Annotated in this window: 17 protein-coding genes; 9 read left to right on the top strand and 8 right to left on the bottom strand. The window is 66.1% G+C overall.

Annotation, left to right across the window (positions count from 1 at the left end):
• The first annotated feature begins 70 nt into the window (after positions 1 to 70).
• Positions 71 to 1,318, top strand: a complete 1,248-nt coding sequence (gene tyrS / locus WV31_RS19005) for a tyrosine--tRNA ligase (RefSeq protein WP_085375019.1) — start codon at positions 71 to 73, stop codon at positions 1,316 to 1,318.
• Between the two features lie 103 nt (positions 1,319 to 1,421).
• On the opposite strand, the gene cyaY is transcribed toward tyrS, so the two are convergent.
• On the bottom strand, positions 1,422 to 1,727 hold the full coding sequence (cyaY, locus tag WV31_RS19000) for an iron donor protein CyaY (protein WP_085375018.1): 306 nt from the start codon (positions 1,725 to 1,727) through the stop codon (positions 1,422 to 1,424).
• A 122-nt stretch (positions 1,728 to 1,849) separates the two neighbouring features.
• Here cyaY and rpmE point away from each other — a divergent pair, with 122 nt between their 5' ends.
• Positions 1,850 to 2,083, top strand: coding sequence for a 50S ribosomal protein L31 (gene rpmE / locus WV31_RS18995; protein ID WP_085375017.1), 234 nt, complete (start codon positions 1,850 to 1,852; stop codon positions 2,081 to 2,083).
• Positions 2,084 to 2,354: 271 nt separating this feature from the next.
• Positions 2,355 to 4,049 carry an adenylate/guanylate cyclase domain-containing protein gene (locus WV31_RS18990; protein ID WP_237051382.1) on the top strand — a complete coding sequence of 565 codons (1,695 nt, stop codon included), beginning with the start codon at positions 2,355 to 2,357 and terminating at the stop codon, positions 4,047 to 4,049.
• Positions 4,050 to 4,063: 14 nt separating this feature from the next.
• Here the strand turns inward: WV31_RS18990 and WV31_RS18985 are convergent, their stop codons facing one another.
• Entirely contained in the window at positions 4,064 to 5,719 is a 1,656-nt protein-coding gene (locus WV31_RS18985; protein WP_085375015.1) for an adenylate/guanylate cyclase domain-containing protein, read from the bottom strand.
• 28 nt (positions 5,720 to 5,747) lie between these two features.
• On the bottom strand, positions 5,748 to 6,149 hold the full coding sequence (locus tag WV31_RS18980) for a DUF1465 family protein (protein ID WP_085375014.1): 402 nt from the start codon (positions 6,147 to 6,149) through the stop codon (positions 5,748 to 5,750).
• A gap of 292 nt (positions 6,150 to 6,441) precedes the next feature.
• On the opposite strand from WV31_RS18980, the gene WV31_RS18975 reads away from it, so the two are divergent.
• Positions 6,442 to 6,636: a hypothetical protein gene (locus WV31_RS18975; protein ID WP_068433238.1), complete on the top strand. Its 195-nt coding sequence runs from the start codon at positions 6,442 to 6,444 to the stop codon at positions 6,634 to 6,636.
• A 72-nt stretch (positions 6,637 to 6,708) separates the two neighbouring features.
• Here the strand turns inward: WV31_RS18975 and WV31_RS18970 are convergent, their stop codons facing one another.
• From WV31_RS18970 to WV31_RS18955, 4 genes are read right to left on the bottom strand one after another with little or no spacing between them, the layout of a single operon-like run.
• Entirely contained in the window at positions 6,709 to 7,560 is an 852-nt protein-coding gene (locus WV31_RS18970) for a substrate-binding domain-containing protein (RefSeq protein ID WP_085375013.1), read from the bottom strand.
• A gap of 15 nt (positions 7,561 to 7,575) precedes the next feature.
• Positions 7,576 to 8,385 carry a substrate-binding domain-containing protein gene (locus WV31_RS18965; protein WP_085375012.1) on the bottom strand — a complete coding sequence of 270 codons (810 nt, stop codon included), beginning with the start codon at positions 8,383 to 8,385 and terminating at the stop codon, positions 7,576 to 7,578.
• Between the two features lie 16 nt (positions 8,386 to 8,401).
• A complete protein-coding gene (locus WV31_RS18960; RefSeq protein WP_085375011.1) occupies positions 8,402 to 9,127 on the bottom strand; it encodes an ATP-binding cassette domain-containing protein in 726 nt (241 codons plus the stop codon).
• Positions 9,124 to 9,828 carry an ABC transporter permease gene (locus WV31_RS18955; protein WP_085375010.1) on the bottom strand — a complete coding sequence of 235 codons (705 nt, stop codon included), beginning with the start codon at positions 9,826 to 9,828 and terminating at the stop codon, positions 9,124 to 9,126. The genes WV31_RS18960 and WV31_RS18955 overlap by 4 nt, the downstream gene beginning before the upstream one ends.
• A 158-nt stretch (positions 9,829 to 9,986) precedes the next feature.
• Between WV31_RS18955 and rimO the strand changes: the two genes are divergently transcribed.
• The 3 genes from rimO to WV31_RS22225 all read left to right on the top strand — a co-directional run bounded on the left by rimO (position 9,987) and on the right by WV31_RS22225 (position 12,984).
• Entirely contained in the window at positions 9,987 to 11,336 is a 1,350-nt protein-coding gene (rimO, locus tag WV31_RS18950; RefSeq protein WP_085375009.1) for a 30S ribosomal protein S12 methylthiotransferase RimO, read from the top strand.
• 168 nt (positions 11,337 to 11,504) lie between these two features.
• The gene (locus WV31_RS18945; protein WP_237051381.1) at positions 11,505 to 12,776 is read left to right on the top strand and encodes a sensor histidine kinase; all 1,272 of its coding nucleotides are present in this window, start codon (positions 11,505 to 11,507) and stop codon (positions 12,774 to 12,776) included.
• Positions 12,777 to 12,846: 70 nt separating this feature from the next.
• Positions 12,847 to 12,984 (top strand): hypothetical protein, encoded by a 138-nt coding sequence (locus WV31_RS22225; protein WP_168185992.1) that lies wholly within the window; start codon positions 12,847 to 12,849, stop codon positions 12,982 to 12,984.
• A 150-nt stretch (positions 12,985 to 13,134) separates the two neighbouring features.
• On the opposite strand, the gene WV31_RS18940 is transcribed toward WV31_RS22225, so the two are convergent.
• Positions 13,135 to 14,169, bottom strand: a complete 1,035-nt coding sequence (locus WV31_RS18940) for a ParA family protein (protein ID WP_085375007.1) — start codon at positions 14,167 to 14,169, stop codon at positions 13,135 to 13,137.
• A gap of 97 nt (positions 14,170 to 14,266) precedes the next feature.
• Here WV31_RS18940 and WV31_RS18935 point away from each other — a divergent pair, with 97 nt between their 5' ends.
• Both WV31_RS18935 and purB read left to right on the top strand, forming a co-directional pair.
• Positions 14,267 to 14,752, top strand: coding sequence for a MarR family winged helix-turn-helix transcriptional regulator (locus WV31_RS18935; protein WP_068433222.1), 486 nt, complete (start codon positions 14,267 to 14,269; stop codon positions 14,750 to 14,752).
• Between the two features lie 58 nt (positions 14,753 to 14,810).
• Complete coding sequence (gene purB, locus WV31_RS18930) at positions 14,811 to 16,124, top strand: adenylosuccinate lyase (protein WP_085375006.1); 1,314 nt, start codon at positions 14,811 to 14,813, stop codon at positions 16,122 to 16,124.
• The last annotated feature ends 28 nt before the right edge of the window (positions 16,125 to 16,152 follow it).

Genomic DNA, 16,152 nt, shown 5'->3' with positions numbered 1-16,152 from the left:
CCCCGATTGTGGCGTTCACCCAAGTGTGATAAACGAGCGGCCTCTTCCCAGCAAGCCGAACGGGCGCGCCATGACCTCTCTCAAGTCCGATTTCCTGCGTATCGTCACCGAGCGCGGCTACATGCACCAGTGTACCGACCTGGAGACGCTGGACAAGCGCCTGACCGAGGGGTGCCAGGCTGCCTATATCGGCTTCGACTGCACCGCCACCTCGCTGCATGTGGGCGGGCTGATGCAGATCATGCTGCTGCGCTGGTGGCAGAAGACCGGCCACAAGCCCATCGTGCTCATGGGCGGCGGCACCACCCGCATCGGCGACCCCACCGGCAAGGACGAAGCCCGCAAGATGCTGACCGACGAGGTCATCGCCACCAACATGGCGGGCATCAGGACGGTGTTCACCAAGTACCTGAGCTTCGGCAACGGCGCCACCGACGCCATGATGGTCAACAACGCCGACTGGCTGGACAAGCTGAACTACATCGACTTCCTGCGCGATTACGGCCACCATTTCACCATCAACCGCATGCTGACCTTCGATTCGGTCAAGCTGCGGCTCGAGCGCGAGCAGCCGCTGACCTTCCTCGAGTTCAACTACATGCTGCTGCAGGGCTACGACTTCCTCGAGTTGTTCCGCCGCAACAAGTGCATCCTGCAGATGGGCGGCTCGGACCAGTGGGGCAACATCATCAACGGCGTCGAGTTGGGCCGCCGCTGCGACCAGGCCGAGCTGTTCGGCCTGACCAGCCCGCTGCTGACCACCAGCTCGGGCGCCAAGATGGGCAAGACCGTCAACGGCGCCGTGTGGCTGAACGACGACATGCTGAGCGCCTGGGAGTTCTGGCAGTACTGGCGCAACACCGAGGACGCCGACGTCGGCCGCTTCCTCAAGCTCTACACCGAACTGCCGCTGTCCGAGATCGCCAAGCTCGAGGCGCTCCAGGGCGCCGAGATCAACGAGGCCAAGAAGATCCTCGCCAACGAGGTCACCCGCCTGTGCCACGGCGAAGCCGCCGCGCTCCAGGCCGCCGAGACGGCGCGCCAGACCTTCGAGCAGGGCGTGGCCTCGGCCGACCTGCCCACCATCGAGATTCCGGCCGCCGAACTGGCGGCGGGCATTCCCGCCTTCGCCCTGTTCGTGCGCGCCGGCCTGGCCGCCTCCAACGGCGAGGCCCGCCGTCTCTTGAAGGGCGGCGGCGGCAAGGTCAACGACCAGGCGGTGGACGAGGCCCGGCCGGTGGGCAATGGCGACCTTAAGGACGGCGCCGTCAAGCTGACCGCCGGCAAGAAGCGCCACATCCTGGTGAAGGCGGTCTGAAGCCCCTCCCTTGTCATGCCGAGCGCCAGGCGAAGCATCTTTCACCAAAGCCGCCTGCCGGTGGCTGAAAGATCCTTCGCTTACGCTCAGGATGACGAGCGGCTCACACCGCCACGCCGATCTCGGCCAGCAGCAGGCCCAGCAACTCGATCTCGGCATTGCGGGTGGACATCCACTTTTCACCGTTCCAGCCGAAGTGATGGGCGCCGCTTTTGGGCGAGGACAGCCAGATTTCCCGGTTGGGGGAATGCTTGTTGATGACGTACTGGCCGATGCCCGGCAGGGTGAGCGTCAGGATGCCGGCATGCAGGTCGGCGTCGGCATCGTCCATGGCATCCTCGACCGCGTCGGCGATGCGCTCCAGCAACGGGTCGGCAAGGCTGGCGAAGCGGCTTTCATCGAGGCTCATGGGGGTTCTCCGGATTGGGGGGAGCGGATGCTAACCCAAATTCCGCCCAAGGGTGAAGGACCGCTTGCGCCCCGGTCCGCTTTTGGCTATATACGCGCCTTCGATTTGCGGAGCTTCAGGCTATGAAGGACAACATTCATCCCGACTACCACGAGATCAACGTGGTGATGACGGACGGCACCGAGTACAAGACCCGGTCCACCATGGGCAAGGCTGGCGACACCCTGCGCCTGGATATCGATCCCAAGTCGCACCCGGCCTGGACCGGCGTGCATCGCATGGTCGATACCGCCGGCCAGCTCGCCAAGTTCAAGAAGCGCTTCGAAGGCTTCGGCATCAAGTCGACCAATTCCTAAGGGAAATGGGGAATGCCGGACTGGCCACGGCCAGGCGGCGTTTGCCTGCGCTAAGTTATCAGACTGCACGATCGGCCGGCTTCATGCCGGCCGAAAGTGTTTGCAGTGGACTTCTTGACGTTCTACGGGTAGAGCAAATTTTTAATAAGGGAGCTGCGATACTCCCTGGCTGAATTGTAATTGAAGCCAAACTGTGATTGGCCAAGACGGTGATTGGGCGGACATGATCATCGTTCATTTTGAAGTTTACGTCATGGAAGGCCGGGGGTGGATGCTGCACGCACGCTTCCCGCGGCTGGAGCGTGACGAGGCTGTCCGCGAGGCCAAGGAGTTGGAAAACACCCTTGGCGTGCGCACCAAAGTGCTGCGCGAAACCTACAACACCGACACCAACGTCTTCGACGAAGCCGAAGTCTACATGTCCGGCCACAACGTCCAGCCCAAGAAGGGCGCGGCGGCGGGCGGCGGCAAGGGCGGCGGCGGCGGCGGCGGCTCGGGCAGGGATTCCGGCAAAGGGGGCGGCGCCGCCAAGGCGGCGGCGGCCAAGAAGGCCGCCAAGGCCGCCAGGGCGCGGACCAGCGGCCCCTCCATCGGGGCCGGCGCCATGATCCTGCGCCTGACCGTCATTTTGCTGGTGGCGTCGGGGTTGGGTTTGGGGGCATTGCGCCTGGTGCCGTCCGCCATCGTCTTCCTCTACGATTTCGGTTTCCGCATCACCCCCGACGAATATGGGCAGATGCTGGTGCTGGTGTTCGGTCTGGTGTTCCTGATGACCGCCGTGCCGCTGGGCCTGCGCTTCATGCCGCGCAACGCCAACATCCAGTTCAACCGGGGCGGCTCGGTGGCGGCTCCGCCCCCCAGGCCGCAACCCTCGGAAGCGGTGAAGAAGTCGCTGAACAAGCTGGCCCGGAAGGCCGAGGCGGAGATGATTCCCGAGACCTGGGGCGACGACCCCGAGCCGGAACCGCCCCCGCCGCCCGCGGAGGAAGAGCCCCCGCCTCAGGCCGCCCTGCCCGAGGAGCCGTCGGCGGCCGAAGCGGCGGTGGATGCCATCCCCTCCACCCCGGCCCTGGAGGCCACCAGAAAGGTCACCGACCGCTTCGTGGACAAGTCCATGGAGATCGTCCGCCAGGTCGCGCCCAGCACCGACAAGTACACCACCTTCGGCCTCAACCTGTTCATGGCCGGCGCCGTCCAGACCATCGCCCGGGCCCAGAAGCTGGATTCGGCGGGCCAGCGCAAGCTGCTGAAGTCGATCATCGAGAAGCTGGGCACGCCGGGCGACCAGGCGGCCCTCTTCTACGACAAGGTGCCGGGATACATGGGCGAACAGCGCTATGCCCGCATGTTCGAAGCGGGCAAGTCCTCCATGGAATCCTGGGCGGAGGGCGACGAGGGAACGCCGATGATCAAGCTCCAGTCCTCGCTGAAGGACTGGAACAAGCCCGCCGCCGAGAAGAAGGCGTCGGGCCTGATGACCGTGGTCTTCACCGACATGGTGGGCTCCACCGACCTGACCCAGGCGCGCGGCGACCAGGCGGCGCAGGAGATCGTGCGCAAGCACAACGCCATCGTGCGCACGGCGCTGACCCAGTTCGCCGGGCGCGAGGTCAAGCACACGGGCGACGGCATCATGGCCTCCTTCGCCTCGGCGGCCAATGCGGTGGAAGCCATGGTCCAGGTCCAGCGCCAGGTCACCGCCCACAACGAGAAGCAGCCCAACCTGCCGCTGCATCTGCGCATCGGGCTGAACGCCGGCGAACCCATTCAGGAAGAGGACGACCTGTTCGGCTCCACCGTCCAGCTCTCGGCCCGCGTCTGCGCCGCCACCGATTCCGATCAGATCCTCTGCACCCAGTCGGTGAAGGATCTGGCCGGGCCGGTGGGCACCTTCGTGGACGGCGGCACCCACTCCCTGAAGGGCTTCAAGGAAAAGTTCCAACTGTGGGAAGTGGTCTGGCGCTAGCCGTCCCCTTCTGCCTATCTGTCGGGAATTTCCCTGAACGCGAAGAATTCCACCGGCTCCACCCGGCCCTTCACCGTCACCTGATGCCGGGGCTCTCCGGCGACGTCCAGGCCGCCGGCCAGGGCGGCGGCGGCGGACAGCACCAGCAGGCAGTCATGGTCCTTGGTCAGCCCCTCCAGGCGGGCGGTGGTGTTGACCGTATCGCCGATGGCGCTGACGATCTGGGCGCCGGGCGGCCCCATGGTGCCGACGATGGCCTCGCCGTAATGGATGCCGATGCCCATGCGCAAGGGGGCCGAGAGCTCCATGGCCAGTTCGGCGTTCAAGGCCTCGAGACCGGCCACCATCTGACGCGCCCCCGCCAGGGCCGCTTTCACCATCTTGCCGGCATCCCCCACCTTCAGCCCGTACAGCGCCATCAACCCGTCGCCGGTGAAGTTGGAATAGTGTCCGCCGGTGGCCGACAGGGCGCGGGTCATCTGCTGGAAGAACCGGTGCAGGATGAACAGCATGTCGTAGGGCATCTTGGCCTCGCCCAGGGTGGTCGAGCCCCGCAGATCGACGAACATCACCACCACGTGGCGCTCGCGCCCATCCAATCCTCCGTGCAGCCGCCCTTCGGCGGCGGCGGCGTCCGAGGGCAGCAGCGGCAGAACCGCCAGATCGTGGTCGGGGCGCAGCTGGCAGGCCAGGCGAACCTCGGGCGGGGCCTCGATTCGGGTCAGGGCCGCCATCTCCTGCGGGCCGGGGGGCGGCAATCGGTCGGCCCCGGCGCGAACGCGCACCCGGCAGGTGGTGCAGCGCGCCTTGCCCCCGCAGGCCGCGGCATGGGCGATCCCGTGATCCTGCAAGGTCTCGAGCACCGACGCCCCGGGCATCATGCGCATCACCCGGCCGCTGGAATGGGTGAGCTGGGGACGCTTGCCGCCGCCTAGCAGCCTCAAGGCCCGGCCGCCGAGGGGCAAGGCGATCAGCAGAGCGTGAAGCCCGACCCCGATCAGCATCAGGCGCAAGGTGTCCGCCGCCGTATCGGGGCCCATATGGGCCTCGGCCAGCACCCGGCCCGTCCATTGGGGATCGGCGGCGGCCCGCATGACGAAACTGCCGCCGGCCACCCAGCCGGCCAGCGACAGGGTGGGAACGACGACCGCCAGGGCCAGCAGCCAGGGCCTGGCGCTGTCGTAGCCGGAGCGCATCGAGAAGCGCAGATGCAGCCCGGCACAGGCATGGCCCCAGACCACCAGGACCAGTATCGCCTGGCTCACTCCCTTCCAGGGGCTCAAGACCCACTGGCTGAGCAGGACGGACGGGTAGCCGGGCTCCAGGCCCAGAACCAATTCGCCCAGCCGGGTACCGCTCAGATGAACGATCATCAGGAACGGGATCGACAGGCCCAGGCCCAGCTGCCAGGCCTCCACGCCGCCCATGCGCAGGGTCCGGCGCTCGTACACCGCCCACAGGGCATTGAGGTAATGGGTAAGGCCCGCCGTCAGCAGCAGCCCCGTGCCGATGGCGCCCTCCCACGGCTCCATCAGGACGTCGTGGCCCGCCATGGCGACATCCAGCGAGATCAGGGCGAGCATGTGATTGACGAGATGGCAGATGACGAATGCCAGAATCACCAATGCGCCCACCAGGCGCAGGTCGGCGCGAAACCGCAACACCATCATCTTGCCCCATCCCCCAATTCAATCAGGCTTAATGCAGCACCCGCTGCACCAGCATCTCTTCCAGTCTGGCCACCCGGACGTACAGGCGGTAGGAACGGTCCATCAGGCTGCGCAGATGATTGGGCAGAGTTTCGTCGCAGTTGAAACTCTCGTCCAGACAGACATCCGCCCCCGACAGACGGCATTCGTCGCGCAAGCTGTCCTCGACCTCCACCTCGCCCTCATGCACCGCCCGCTGCAGCATCAGCCACGCCATCACCTGGGTCAGGCGCGAAGTGACCCGCATGGCCTCGCAGCTCATGCGCAGGCCGATCATCCCGCCGACCCGCTCGCGTTCCCGACGCTCGGCATAAGTCAGATAGTTCCGGGCCTCGACCATCAAGGTCATGGTCTCGTCGTAGGTTCTGCGAAAAAAAGCGGGCTGGGGCATGCGCTTTTCTCCAAACCATCGTCCGCGCGCCGCCACAGCGACAACGGCCCACGAATCCGGCCCATACCCAATATGGTGACACTTCGGCCGCCCGACTTCAACCGTTGCCGCGTCGAAATTACTTTCCGTTACCGAACAAACCCAGAGATTGGCTAGGGACATTGGCGTCAAGGCCGCGATATTTATAGTAAAAATTTATTTAAAATTTTATCTGTGAACACCTTCACGGACAGATGACCAGTATCTTTATAAGATAAGCTTAATTGGCAACCTTAAACATGGCTGGTTTATCATGCGCTACGTCATTCACGAATCATTCGACAAGAGTGAAATCAATCGCTGCTTTGAAGCGGATATCTGCCCGACCATCGGCAAGGCCCTGAGGACACGAAGCGGCAAGTGGTACCGGATCAAGGACGTCGCCTGGTACCGCGACCCCTTCGACCACCACCCCAACATCCGCGTTCTGCTGAAGCGCATCCAGTAGAAAGCCGGACGAAAATGGGCGCGATCCCCTGCCAGCCGAGGGGACCGCGCCCTTGTCGTTTCAGGAAATGCCTCACAGACCGGGGGGCCGCACCTTCGAGCCCGCATTGGCGAAGAACAGCGGCGCGCCGTATTCCGCCTTGCCGTATTCGGCGATCAGCCCTTGCGCCTCGTCGCCCACCAGCCAGTCGGCGAATCGCAGCGCCCCGGCGGCATTGGCCTTGGGGAAGCGTTCGGGATTGCTGCGGATGACGGCGATGAAATTGAACAGGTCCGCGTGGTTCTCCACCAGCAGAGCCAGCGACAGCCTGGCCTTCAGCACCAGCCAGGTGGCCCGGTCCATCAGCACGTAGGCGCCGCGGTCATCGGCGTGGCGGAGGGTGGGGCCGTTACCGCTGGCGCCTTTCTCGAACACCTCGTACCAGGCGCCCTGGGGTTGCAGCCCGGCCCTCTCCCACAGGGCCTTTTCCGCCACATGGGTGCCGGAATTGTCGCCCCGGGTGACGAAGCGGGCCTGGGTCTCGGCAATCCGGCGCAACGCCGCCTTGGGGTCGTTCATCCCCTTGATGCCGGCCGGATCGGCAGCCGGCCCCAGCAGGACGAAGTCGTTGTACATGACGTCGCGGCGGTCGATGCCGAAGCCATCGGCCATGAATTTCTTTTCCAGCGACAGGGCGTGGACCATCACCAGATCGAACTCGCCCCGCTTGGACATCTCCAAGGTGGCCCCGGTGCCGGCACCCACGAAGCGCACCACGACGCCGGTGCGGGCATGGAAGGCCTTGGCCAAAGCGGGCACGATGCCGGAATCGATGGGACCGATGGTGCTGCCCAGCAACACCACCTCGGCCGGATCGGCCGCCTGGGCGAGGGACGCCGCGCCAACGGCCCCCATCGCCGCCCCCAGGAACATTCGCCTATTCATGGCACCCTCCCCTTTCTACTTGGACTCGCCGAAGAACAGCTGCTCGCCGTCGATCTTGAACGAGGCGATGGCGGCCTGGCCCTTGGGGCCGGTCAGCCACAGGTGCCAGACCTTGGCATCGGCGGCCTTGACGCCCTTGTGCTTCTCCGGATTGACCAGGATCGAGCCGTAGGGATTGAACAGGGCGCGGTCGCCTTCCACCAGGAGGACCAGCGACTGGCGGTTCTTGAAGCTGGCCCAGGTGCCGCGGTCGGCCAGGGCATAGGCGTTCATGCCGGCCGCCGTGTTGAGCGTCGGCCCCATGCCGGCTCCCAGTTCGCGATACCAGCCGCCGCCGGCCTTGATGTCCACCTCGGCCTTCTTCCACAGGCGCAATTCGCTGCGATGGGTGCCGGAATCGTCGCCGCGGGACGCGAAGGGCGCCTTGGCGGCGGCGATCCTGGCGAAGGCCCGGGCCGCGTCCTTGCCGCCCTTGATGCCGGCGGGATCGGCGGCCGGGCCCACCACCACGAAGTCGTTGTACATGACGTCGCGGCGGTCCAGCCCAAAGCCCTCGGCCACGAAGCGGTCCTCGCCGGCCCGGTCATGGACCAGCAGGGCGTCGGCGTCACCGCGCTCGCCCAGCTTCAGCGCCTGTCCGGTGCCGACCGCCACCACCCGGACCTCGATGCCGGTCTCGGCCTTGAACTGGGGCAGCAGGTGGCCGAACAGCCCCGACTGCTCGGTCGATGTGGTCGAGGCCAGGGTGATGAAGCGTTCCTCGGCAACGGCGGAGGGCGCGGCAAGCGATAGCGCCGCCAGGGCGGCAAGCAGCAGGCGTTTCATGAATTGGTTCCTTTCGTCAGCAGACCAGTTCGCCGGCCAGGAAGGCCCGCGCCTGGGGCGATCTCGGCCCCTTGAAGAATTCTCCCGCCGGGGCGTGCTCCACCAGGCGGCCACGGGACAGGAATACCACCTCGTCGGCCAGGCGGCGGGCCTGGCCCAGGTCATGGGTGGTCATCACCACCTTGGTGCCGGCGGTGTGGAATTCCTGCACCGCCATCTCCACCTGCAGGGCGGCCGCCGGATCCAGCGACGAGGTGGGCTCGTCCAGAAACAGCACCTCGGCCCCCGCGGCCCAGGCCCGCGCCAGGGCCAGACGCTGCTGCTCGCCGCCCGACAGCACCCGGGCCGGACGCTGGGCCAGATGGGCGAGCCCGAAACGCTCAAGCGCCTCCATGGCCAGCGCGGCCCGCCTGCCCCAGGCGACGCCCCTTAAAGCCAGGACATAACGGATATTGGCCACCGCCGAGCGGCGCAGCAGAACCGGGCGCTGAAAGACCATGGCCTGATGCCGCCGCACCATTTCCCCATCCCCGCCACTCCAATGGACCGCGCCGGCGCTGGGCTGCAGCAATCCGTGGCACAGGCGCAGCAGCAGGCTCTTGCCCGCGCCGTTGGGGCCGAGAATCACCGTACGCAGCCCCGCCTCCAGCCGCAGGGTGACGTCCTCCAGCAGCATGCGCCCGTCGGCGGCGAAGCCCACCCGGTCGAGGACGAGGGGAAGAATGGTGTCGGGCGCCCTCATCCCATCCTCCGCCGCGCCCATTGACCGATCACGAACACCGCCGCGTTGACGGCGGTCACCAGGGCGATGAGGATCAGCCCCAGCCCCAGGGCCAGCGGCAGGTCGCCCTTGCTGGTTTCCAGCGCGATGGTGGTGGTCATGGTGCGCGTCACACCCCGGATATTGCCGCCGACGATCATCACGGCTCCAACCTCGGCGCAGGCGCGCCCGAATCCGGCCAGAACGGCGGTGGCCAGGCTGAACCGCCCGTCCCACAGCAAGGTGAGCATGCGCCCCACGGGCGGTACGCCCAGCGACCGCAGTTGCTCGCCGTATTCCTCCCACAGATCGGCCACCACCTGCCGGGCCAGGGCGGCGACGATGGGCAGGACCAGCAGGGTCTGGGCCACCACCATGGCGGCGGGCGTGAACAGCAGCCCGGCCTCGCCCAGCGGCCCGGCCCGCGACAGCAGCAGATAGACGGCAAGCCCCACCACCACCGGCGGCAGGCCCATGAAGGCGTTGAGCATCACCACCAGCGCGCCGCGCCCCGGAAACGCCCCCAGCGCCAGCATCGCGCCCAGCGGCAGGCCGATCAGCGCGGCCAGCAATACCGCCGCCCCCGACACCAGCACCGACAGCCGCACGATGCCCAGCACCTGCGGATCAAGGGATACGACGAGTTCGATGGCCAGCGACAGGGCCTGGGACAGATCGGACATTTCGCGCCTTTCCTGTCCTATTGTGCATTCTTTCCGTAAGTCTGTTAAGAAACGAATGTCATTGCAGGAATTATGGGATTGATGGCGCGACGCTTGCTTTTCCCCCGGGATTCCCGCTTAAGTCACGGCGAATTTCCCAAGGCAGGCGCGATAATCCCATGACCAAGACGAATCCCAAGGTTGGCATCGTCAGCCTCGGCTGCTCCAAGGCCCTGGTGGATTCCGAGCGCATCCTGACCAAGCTCCGCGCCGAGGGCTACGACATCACCGGCGAGTACGACGGCGCCGACGTGGTGATCGTCAACACCTGCGGCTTCCTGGATTCGGCGCGGGCGGAATCGCTGGAGGCCATCGGCGAGGCCATCGCCGAGAACGGCAAGGTGATCGTCACCGGCTGCATGGGCGGCGATGAAAAGGCCATCCGGGCCGCCCACCCCTCGGTGCTGGCGGTCAGCGGCCCGCACCAGTACCAGGCGGTGGTCGAGGCGGTGCACGCCACGGTGCCGCCGCTGCACGACCCCAAGCTGGCGCTGGTGCCCCCCGAAGGCCTGCACCTGACGCCGCACCACTACGCCTACCTGAAGATTTCCGAGGGCTGCAACAACAGCTGCTCGTTCTGCATCATCCCCGACATCCGCGGCCCACTGGTCAGCCGCACGGCGGCCGACGTGCTGGGCGAGGCCGAGCGCCTGGCCGAATCGGGGGTGCGCGAACTGCTGATCATCTCGCAAGACACCAGCGCCTATGGCCTCGACCTGCGCCACGCCGAAAGCGACTGGCGCGGCCGTCCGGTGCGGGCCCACCTCACCGATCTGGCCGGCGCCCTGGGCGAGCTGGGGATCTGGATCCGCATGCACTACGTCTATCCCTATCCCCATGTGGACGAGATCATTCCGCTGATGGCGGAAGGCAGGATCCTTCCCTATCTGGACATCCCCTTCCAGCACGCCAGCCCCAACGTGCTGAAGTCCATGCGCCGCCCGGCCAACCAGGAAAAGGTGCTGGGCCGCATCCGCTCGTGGCGCGAGACCTGCCCCGACCTGACCTTGCGTTCCACCTTCATCGTCGGCTTCCCCGGCGAGACCGACGACGATTTCGAGGCCCTGCTGGAATGGCTGGAGGAGGCCCAGCTGGACCGGGTGGGCTGCTTCAAGTACGAGGACGTCAGGGGCGCGCCCTCCAACGCCTTCGCCGATCAGGTGGACGAGGACGTCAAGGAGGAACGCCACCAGCGCTTCATGGAGGCCGCCCGCCAGATCGCCGACGAGCGCGGCGCCGCCAAGGAAGGTACCCGCATCGAGGTCATCGTCGACGAAGTGGATGAGGAAGGCGCCATCGGCCGCTCCAAGGCCGACAGCCCCGAGGTGGACGGTGCGGTGTTCATGAACGGCGAAACCGATCTCGCCCCCGGCGATCTGGTGATCGTCGAGGTGGAGGCGGCCGAGGATTACGACCTCTGGGGCGACGTAGTGGAACGCCTGCCCCCGCCCCGCCCGCGCCGTTTCTAAATTATACCTTATTCAATTTCATGAATTCCTCGCCGCATGCGACAATTGCCCGTCGTCGTATGGGGATCGCCGATTTTGACTCACTCCGTTCCTGGTACCTTTGCCAACTCGCCTCGCGCCTTCGCCGTCCTTGGCCCTGACGGCAACTTGATCCATGTGGGGGAAACCTTGTCGCGGGCGCTTGGGCTTGCGGAAAGCCGCCTGGTCGGCACGCGCCCCGACTGGGTGGACGGCCCCGACTGCTCCCATACGCCCCTGCCCGGCAGCCAGATCCTGGTCGAGTTCGCCCCCGAAGTGGAAACCCGCCTGCGCGACAGCCTGCGGGTCAACGTGGAAATGCGGGCGATCATCGAGAATACCTTCGAATTCATCGGCCTGCTGTCCCCCGACGGACGGCTGCTGGACGCCAATCGCACGGCGCTGGCCTTCATCGGCCTGGATTCCATCGCGCCGGTGCTGGGCATGCACTTCGCCGAGACGCCCTGGTGGGAGCATTCACCGGAGGAACGGGCCCTGCTGCGCGACGGTATCAGCCGGGCGGCAAAGGGCGAATTCGTGCGCTTCGAGACCACCCATGTGGATGCGGGCGGCGGCATCGCCTATGTGGACTTCTCGCTGAAGCCGGTGCCCGACCAGGACGGCAACATCCTGTTCGTCGTGCCGGAAGGCCGCGACATCACCCAGCGCAAATGGGCCGAGGCCGCCCTGATCTCCGCCAAGCAGGAGGCCGAGGCCGCCAACCGGGCCAAATCCCAGTTCCTGGCCACGGTCAGCCATGAACTGCGCACCCCGCTCAACGCGGTGATCGGGTTTTCCGAGGCCGCCCTGGCCGGCGCGGTGGGGACCATGGATCTCAACCGCTACCTCGAATACATGGATCTCATCCATTCGGCCGGACTGCACCTGCAAGCGCTGATCGAGGATATTCTCGACGTCTCGCGCATCGAGGCGGGACGCACCGAACTGGACGAGGACGAGGCGGACCCGGACGAACTGATCCGCAGTACCGCCCGCCTGCTGGAGCACAAGGCCGCCATCACCGGCGTCGAGCTGGTGATGGACCTGCCCCCCGGCCTGCCGCGCATGCGCCTCGATCCAAGGCGGATGCGTCAGGTCCTGCTCAACCTGACCGGCAACGCCCTCAAATTCACCCCCGGCCCCGGCACGGTGACCCTGTCCGCCCGCCGCACTCCCGAAGGCGTCGAATTGACGGTAAGCGACACCGGTATCGGCATCGCCCCCGAACACCACGCCAAGGTCTGGCAGGCCTTCTATCAGGCGGATTCATCCCTGTCGCGACGCCATCAGGGCTCGGGCCTGGGGCTGGCCATCGTGCGCCACTTCGTGGAAGCCCATGGCGGCAGCGTCGCCCTGGACAGCGCCCTGGGCAAGGGGACCCGCATCACGGTGCGGTTGCCCGCCACGCGGATCCTCGCCTAACCAAAGTCAAATACCTAACCATTGTGCTCGGATATATTCCCTGAACGACACCCGCTCAGAGGAGACGCACATGCGCAATTCCGACAATTTCACTAAGGCTTTTCCCGCCCGACTGTGGCACGGCGCGGCCCAGGCCGCCTATCTGCTGGCGGTGGGCGCAAGCTTCACCCTGGCTTTGGCCGCCGGCATCACTTTGCTGGAGGGGTGATACCAAACCGCGATGAGCCCGACTCATCGCGGTTTGGCTAGGCCCGAGGGGCCGCGCCGCTTATGCGGCGGGAGCCAAGCCGCCACGGGCGGCGCCCGGCGATTGAGGGCGATGCGATGATCGGTTTCGATCAGCGCTTCTTGGTATGACTCAAGGGACGAAATACATCCAGCGGCCGAAGGCGTAGCCCAGGCAGAAGCCCAGCAGGATCATCATGATCCCGACGCCGACCTTCCAGCGCAGGTTGGATATTTCGGGCAGGAGATCGACGGTCTCGTCCAGTTGCTGGTCCCAGTTGGGACCGGGCTGCGGCCCGGGTTCGAGCGGCGGCGACGGACGCACGGGGGGCAGTTCCTCTTCCTCCTCGCCCTCCGGCGGCATCCCGGCCGCCGGCCGCGCGGCGGCGGGAGCGCGCGGCTCCAGCATGTGGGCATCGACGAAATCGGCCAGATGGACATACGCCCTGGCCGCCGGGCTTTCGGGCTCGAAGATCACCAGGGGCAGGTCGCGGGCCGCCGATTCCACCACCTTCATGTCGCGGGGCACCCTGACGGGAAGCACCCGGCCGCCGAACGAGGCGATGACCGCATCGGTGATGCGGTGCATGACGTCGCTGTCCTCGGTCATGGTGAACAGGATGCCCATGGTGTCCAGTTCACGGTTGAAATGGGTGCGCACCCGCTGGATGTTCCACCACGCCTTGTGCAGGCCGTCCAGCGCCAGCGGCGCCGGCACCACCGGCAGGATCACCGCGTCGGCGGCCACCGCCGCGTTGACCGACAGGATGCCGAAGGCCGGCGGGCAATCCACCACCACCACATCCACGTCGGCGGGCGTGGTTTCCAGGGCGCGCTCCAGCACGTATTGCGGCTCGGGCTTGACGGCGATCTCGACGTCCGCCCACGACAGATCGTCGGAACCGGCGACCAGGCGCAGGTTGGGATAGGGCGTGGCGCGCGAGGCGTGGGCGAGGTCCACCTCGCCGCGCAACAGCTGGTAGGCGCCCGTCGCCGCCGGCGAGGTCAGCCCGACGCTGGTCGAGGCGTTGCTCTGGGCGTCCAGATCGACCAGGATGACCTTCCGCCCCAATTCGGCCAGGCAGACCGCCAGATTGACGCTGGTGGTAGTCTTGCCGATACCGCCCTTCTGGTTGAACACCACCACGATTCTGGGCCTGGCGCTCACCGCTCGATCCTTTCGCAAAATCCGCAAGGGACAATAGCCGCCCTCCGGGGGCGGCCGCAACCATCGGCCTGTAATAGGCTGTTGTCGAGCCAAAGGAATGCCCCTATACTCCGCCCCCGTGAGCCAGCCATACTTTGACATAATTCGCTTGATCGAGCGCCTGCACAGACATTTCCTCGATGTCTTGCGCACGGAATTGCGTCGTCTGGGCATCGAAGACATCAACGCCGTCCAGGCTTTGCTGCTCTACAACATCGGCGAGAACGAGGTGGTGATCCGCGACCTCAAGGACCGCGGTTACTATCAGGGCTCCAACGTCTCCTACAACATCAAGGCGCTGACCGAGTGCGGTTACTTGATGCAGGAACGTTCCACCCATGACCGCCGTTCGGTTCGGCTGAAACTGACCGACAAGGGCCTGTCCCTGTGCAATTCCATCCGCAAGCTGCAGGACGACCTGTCCGGCGTGCTGGGCGGTGACGACAAGACGGCGGCTCAGTTGGACACCACGCTGGAGACCATGCAGCGTCTGGAACGTACCTGGACCGACTTCGTCCATTACGGACGCATCCGCGGCCTTTAATCCGAAGCGCCTTCGTGCTATTTCCCCCTCCTTGCTTGTTCGAGGAGGCTAGGCCGCCATGATCCCCCGCTATTCCCGCGCCGAAATGACCAAGATCTGGGAGCCGGAAAACCGCTTCCGCATCTGGTTCGAGATCGAGGCCCACGCCTGCGACGCCCTGGCCGAGATCGGCGTGATTCCCAAGGAATCGGCAAAGATCATCTGGGAGAAGGGCGACAAGCCCTACACCCCCGCCCGTTCGGCCCGCATCGACGAGATCGAGGCCGAGACCAAGCATGACGTCATCGCCTTCCTGACCGAGCTGGCCGAGCATATCGGCCCCCAGTCCCGCTTCGTCCACCAGGGCATGACCTCGTCGGACGTGCTGGACACCTGCCTCAACGTGCAGCTGACCCAGGCCGCCGACATCCTTCTCGCCGATCTCGACCGGGTGCTGAACGCGCTGGAAAAGCGGGCCTTCGAGCTGAAGGACGTGGTGTGCATGGGCCGCTCCCACGGCATCCATGCCGAGCCGGTGACCATGGGCCTGAAATTCGCCACCTTCCACGCCGAGTTCCAGCGCAACCGCCGCCGGCTCAAGTCGGCGCGCGAAGACATCGCCACCTGCGCCATCTCGGGCGCGGTGGGCACCTTCGCCAACATCGATCCGCGGGTCGAGGAGCACGTGGCGGCCAAGCTGGGCCTCAAGCCCGAGCCGGTCTCCACCCAGGTGATTCCGCGCGACCGCCACGCCCAGTTCTTCGCCACGCTGGGCGTCATCGCCAGCTCGGTGGAGCATCTGGCCATCGAGATCCGCCACCTGCAGCGCACCGAGGTGCGCGAGGCCGAGGAGTACTTCTCCCCCGGCCAGAAGGGCAGCTCGGCCATGCCCCACAAGCGCAACCCGGTGCTGACCGAGAACCTGACGGGTCTGGCCCGCATCGTGCGCGGCATGGTGATCCCGGCCATGGAGAACGTGGCCCTGTGGCACGAGCGCGACATCTCCCACTCCTCGGTGGAACGCATGATCGGCCCCGACGCCACCGTCACCCTGGACTTCGCCCTGAACCGCCTGGCCGGCGTGATCGAGAAGCTGGTGGTCTATCCCGACGCCATCGAGAAGAACCTCAACCAGCTGGGCGGCCTGGTGTTCTCGCAGCGCGTCCTGCTGGCGCTGACCCAGGCGGGCATGAGCCGCGAGGATTCCTACAAGGCGGTGCAAAGGAACGCCATGAAGGTCTGGCTGGAATCCGCCAATTTCCTCGACCTGCTCAAGGCCGATGCGGAAGTGGCCGCCAAGATTCCGGCGCGTACCCTGGAAGAGCTGTTCGATCTCGGCTACCACACCAAGCATGTGGACACCATTTTCAAGCGGGTCTTCGGCCGCGCCTGACGCGTCCCCGGCCATGCCGCCCCCGATC

The organism is Magnetospirillum sp. ME-1 (assembly GCF_002105535.1).
Lineage (GTDB): Bacteria > Pseudomonadota > Alphaproteobacteria > Rhodospirillales > Magnetospirillaceae > Phaeospirillum.
Note: the sequence above shows the minus strand (reverse complement) of the source record. Positions and strands in the feature narration are given on the sequence as shown.